Origin of the sequence: Phormidium pseudopriestleyi FRX01 (assembly GCF_017313335.1) — a bacterium.
GTDB lineage: Bacteria > Cyanobacteriota > Cyanobacteriia > Cyanobacteriales > Laspinemataceae > Laspinema > Laspinema pseudopriestleyi.
The window spans coordinates 1-4,965 of record NZ_JAFLQW010000137.1 but is presented as its reverse complement, the minus strand read 5'-3'; the positions used below and the strand labels follow the sequence as shown (position 1 = coordinate 4,965).

At 49.6% G+C, this 4,965-nt stretch carries 3 protein-coding genes; 2 read left to right on the top strand and 1 reads right to left on the bottom strand.

Annotation, left to right across the window (positions count from 1 at the left end; translation table 11 throughout):
* Positions 1-223 (top strand): DUF2382 domain-containing protein (locus tag J0895_RS05245; RefSeq protein WP_207087067.1); only part of this gene is annotated, 223 nt, incomplete at its 5' end.
* A 254-nt stretch (positions 224-477) separates the two neighbouring features.
* Positions 478-1,410 (top strand): YsnF/AvaK domain-containing protein, encoded by a 933-nt coding sequence (locus tag J0895_RS05240; protein WP_207087066.1) that lies wholly within the window; start codon positions 478-480, stop codon positions 1,408-1,410.
* Between the two features lie 86 nt (positions 1,411-1,496).
* Here the strand turns inward: J0895_RS05240 and J0895_RS05235 are convergent, their stop codons facing one another.
* Complete coding sequence (locus tag J0895_RS05235) at positions 1,497-4,286, bottom strand: response regulator (RefSeq protein WP_207087065.1); 2,790 nt, start codon at positions 4,284-4,286, stop codon at positions 1,497-1,499.
* Positions 4,287-4,965: the final 679 nt, after the last annotated feature.

The window sequence follows — 4,965 nt, the reverse complement described above, 5'->3', positions numbered from 1 at the left end:
TGTGGCTCCCGGAACGGCGAATTTCCAAGAAGGCGAAGTGGCACGAGCCGAAGTGTACGAAGAAACGGCTGACATCCATAAAGAAGCCTTTGTCCGCGAAAATGTCGAAATCCATAAAGAAGTCGAACGCGACATGGTAGAAGGCCAAGAAACCCTTCGTCGGGAAGAATTGGAAGTGGACACCGAAGGTAAACCTGTGGTGGAACGACGCCCCCGCAAGTAATATCCGGATTTCCGCTCTACCAACAAACGGGCGCGGGTAAAATCTCGGCCCGCCCCCCTAAAACCGGGGAAGCGGGCCGCCAAATTATCCGAACAGGTGCTGGGTGAATGAAACGAAAGCCCATCACCAGGATGCCTCACTTAACCTGAGTCAAGAGCCGAGTATAACCAGGCTTTTGGCTCAGGTAGAATGACTAAAAATGGTTTTAAATTTTGACAAAATTTTTCAAATAACACTAAAGGAACAGTCAAGTTATGAATGATCAAGTAAGGGCGACAGGGGATAACCTGGGGTATGCTCAGACTGAGAGCGAACTTACGGGTCGATTGGACAACCTCAAGAGTCAACTGCTCGATTTTACAGTTCGAGATTCCGAAGGGCAACCCCTGGGTCGAGTCACGGATTTAACCGTAGAACCGGAAAACCAACTCAACTTAATTGTGTCCCTGGTAGACGATCGCCCGGGTCGGTTGGTGAAAGTGAGTAGCGATTTGATTGAAAAAATAGAATATGCTACGAATACCGTTTTTGTCTTACTGACGAGACAACACTTTGCCGCCCTACCGGAATATCAAACCCCGGTCTACAATAATGGCAAAATTGACCCATCGGAGTTACCTGGAGAGTGGGTAGAGTCTGTTCCCTCCTCTACGAGTCCAGAGGCGATCGCCATTGAGGAGCGATCGCATCAAATCGACTCACAGAGTTCCTTAGCGGACTTTAAGCAAATCCGCAAAGAAGTAATTGCCAGTAACATTCCCTTACGCGAAGAACGATTAGTGGTGAATCGCCACAAGCGGAAAGTCGGTGAGGTAGTGGTCCGCAAAGAAATTGAAACCCGGATTATCGAAGTCCCCGTCCGTCGGGAAAAGTTAATTGTTGAGCAAGTTAGTCCCGAGTATAAAAAACTCACCGAAATTATTTTAGGAGAGGGAGACGGTTATCGCATCACCTCCGATGAAGTTCCAGGAATCACACCTACCGCATCAGTCCCACAAGGGCAAGGCACAAACCGAGTCAGCGGAGAATTTCACTCCCCGGAAATTGCTACTCGAATTTTAGAAGAAATTGCCAAGCGACAACCGAACGGTTGTGCAAAAGTACGGGTTGAACTGGTGGTGGAAGAGGAACGGTTTCGCAATACCTATCAGTCTTGGTTCGATCGCTATTCCACTCCGCAATCCTGACTTCCAGGGAGTGACTGATATAGCTAAACAACTGGCGGGGGTTTGAACCTCCGCCAGTTTTTTGTGGTGGGAATTGGGGAGTGAGATTAACCGGGTTCGGTTTGATGATGATAAGCGATAATGCGATCGCGACCAGCAGTCTTGGCTTGATAGAGGGCTTGATCCGCACAGCGATACAAAGTATCCACTGTTTTACCATCTTCAAGATACTGAGCAACCCCGCCACTAAAGGTCAGGTATAAACGATCCTCCCCGATTACTAAAGGTTCCGCATGGAGGACTTGAAGTAACTCACGGAGGCGTTTGGCCCCAGACTCCTTGTTCATGCCATACATTCCCACCACAAATTCTTCACCACCCCAACGAGCGACGATATCCTTACTCCGAAAGGTGCGAAGTAAGAGCTTGCCAAATTGCCGGAGCACTGCATCTCCCATTGCATGACCGTGGAGATCGTTGACTTGCTTAAAGCGATCGAGGTCTAACATCGCCAGACACATCGGTTGTTCATGCAGTTGGCACAGGTACAGGAACTGGTCAAATTCCGTGATGGATTTGCGCCGGTTCGCAACCCCGGTCAGGGGGTCGGTTTCTGCCATGTTTCGCAGTAACTGAATGCGTTCGAGACGGTTGAGGATGCGGGTGACCAGTTCCGGGCCGACAATGGGTTTACTAATATAATCATCCGCACCGGCAGCAAACACTTGATGGACGATATCCGGACCCGTGTGAGCGGTCAGAAATAAGACCGGCAGACTGTTCCATCGCGGATCGTTGCGAACGACTTGACAGAGTTCAATTCCGCTCAGGTGGGGTAATTCTATATCGAGAATCAGCAGATCCGGGGATGACAGTTCTAGGGTTTCCCAGAAGCGTTGGGGGTCAGAGAGTGCGATGGTTTTCATGCCCCAAGGTTCGAGGAAATGTTTAACGAGGGAGAGGATTTGTGGGTCATCATCTATGACCATCACTTTCGCCTCGGTGGTCTGAACTCCCTGCAAAACCTGCAATACGGCTTCTATGATTTGGGCCGGTCTCACTGGTTTTTGTAAGAAAGCACGGCCTCCTAGTCGAGCGACTTCTAATCGGTCTTCTACCCGACTTTGGTCTGTGACGACCAGAACGGGGAGGGGAGGGAATCCATTGGCGAGTTCCGAGAGTAAGGTTAATCCCTCTTTTTTATTGTTGGGGTTGAAGGTGAGGGTGTCTTCGGTCGATAAGTCTAATAAGACGGCATCGGGACGGCGATCGGCGATCGCAGTTCGGGCGGAGGCGATCGAGTCACTATTGACCACCTTGATTCCCCACCCTGTCACCTCAAGGCCAATCTGTTGGGACAGTTCTTGGTCACCCTCAATCATCAGGAGCACCGGCAGATCCTTGAGCGGACTTCCCTCCCGGCGATCGCTCTCGATGGGTGCTTGGTCGATCTGCGATCGCAAGTCCTGTACTAATGCCGTGAGATTCGCCGCTTGGGTGGCATCGAGGGTAGGACTGTGCAACAACTGCTCCACTTGCCGTGCAATCACTGAACCTTCAGTCAACCCAAAGGTGCCTAACGACCCCGCCAATTTGTGCGCTTCCTGTTTTGCCTTAGCGTGCAATTCTGGGGGCAGTTCGCCAGACTCCAGGGCCTCGGTTGCCTGCGCGATCGCCGTTACTCGGTCCGCAATCCGGTCTTTGAAGCGTTCCCAGACTTTGCCAATGGCAGCGACAATCGTCGGGTCCTGTTTCCCAGGGGTTTGGGGGTAGGGTAAGTTCAGATTCAGGAGTTTAGCGACTTCACGAGCGAGTTCCTCCCCATCCAGGGGGTGATAGAGCAAGGATGTGACCCGCTCTAGGGTATCCAACTGCTGTTGTGTGGTTGCGCTGTTCCGGGTTTCTTTGAGTTTTCGACCTTTGCCCGAGGGGGCGATGGGATACCCTTCTACCCCTTTCACCCCACAGTAAATCACTGGAATTGAGGGGGCGGATTGCCCTTTGTTGGTGATCTGTTTGAGTAGTTCTGCCGGGGAGGGATAGCGCAAATGTTGATCTAAAATGACCAAGGACCATTGGCGATCGCGCAGTTGGGTTCGCGTATCTTCTCCCGTCTGGGTCACCCGAACCACCGCATTTCCCAGGCGCTGTTGCAACCAAAATCCCAACTCATCCGGCAACCCCGCCATCAGGATGCGAGGCAGTTGTACCAATTTTTCCTCACTCAGGGGTTTGAGTCGATACCCTAACCCATAAACGGTTTCGATCACATCTGTTGGAGCACCACTGGATTTAAGTTTTTGCCGCAACCCTTTGATATGTGATCTAATCGTATCTTCCGAGGGAGGTTCATCAAAGGACCATAAATGATCCAGAATCGCACTGCGACTATAAACCCGGGTGCTGTTTCGCATGAACAGTTCCAACAGGCGATATTCTGTCGGGGTCAAGGTGACGGGTTGGTTGTTATAGGTAACGTCACAGTTACTCGGATTCAGTTGTAAAGCTCCCCACTCTAACACGGGGGGTAAAGGAGCAATTCCCCGGCGTAATAAGGCCCGAATTCGGGCGGTGAGTTCTGGTAAGTCAAACGGTTTCACGAGATAATCATCGGCCCCGGCATCAAGTCCTTTAACTTTATCTTCTGTGCTGTCTTTCGCCGTGAGCAACAGGATAGGCATTTGATAGCCTGAACTGCGTAACTTCCGGCATAAACTAATTCCATCTAGTTTCGGGAGCATGACATCTAGCAACAGCAAGTCATAGTCACAGGATTCAGCTAATTCTAATCCTAGCAGCCCATCTGTTGCCACATCTACGACATGGTTTTGGTGCTTCAATGTGGTGACAAGTGCTTCGGCGATCGGTTTGTCATCCTCCACCAGTAAAATTTTCATAGCAGTTTGTTGTAAGGGTATAAATTAGACTCATGATGAGTCATCAGTCTAAAAAAGCATCTATTGTTAATCTGGGGGTTCCTTGGGGCAATTTTAAGTAAAAATTTGCGGTCAATGAACCAGCCTCCTGAAGAGGTCGCCGAATAAAATATCTTGACGGGAGGCGCTTCGGATCCTTTCACTCCTCCAGAAAGATTGCCTAGGCTTCAATTATAAACTAACGTCGCATCGTTTCTGGAAATTACCAGGATAAAATCTATCCAAAGTATCAGTATATTTTCGACTGGCAAGGAGATAAAAGGGCAAATTTAAAGGGGATCACGGAGAGATTCGGATGGGGCAGTTCAGGGCCATTTAGCCGTTTCAATCCCTCCGCCCAAGGTTTTTCCTTTTCTCCGAGGGCAATTGCCCACTTTCTCCCTCGGACTGAGTTCAGCCCTTGGGGTGAAATTACTAAAAATTAATTACGAACGTTCATAATTATTAACACTTACCCTAGTCTTTCAAGGGTTGAATTTTAATCCCAAATATAGATTGACTTGACACTCCCACGTCTAAAGAGCGTGGGATTCTTTAAGAGTCCAGAATCTGAACCTTAAGGGCGTAGTCAATGCGCCTCTACTGACTTCACTCAGATTTAACCCAAGTGTTACCGCTACTTTTCTGAGAATGTTGGCTG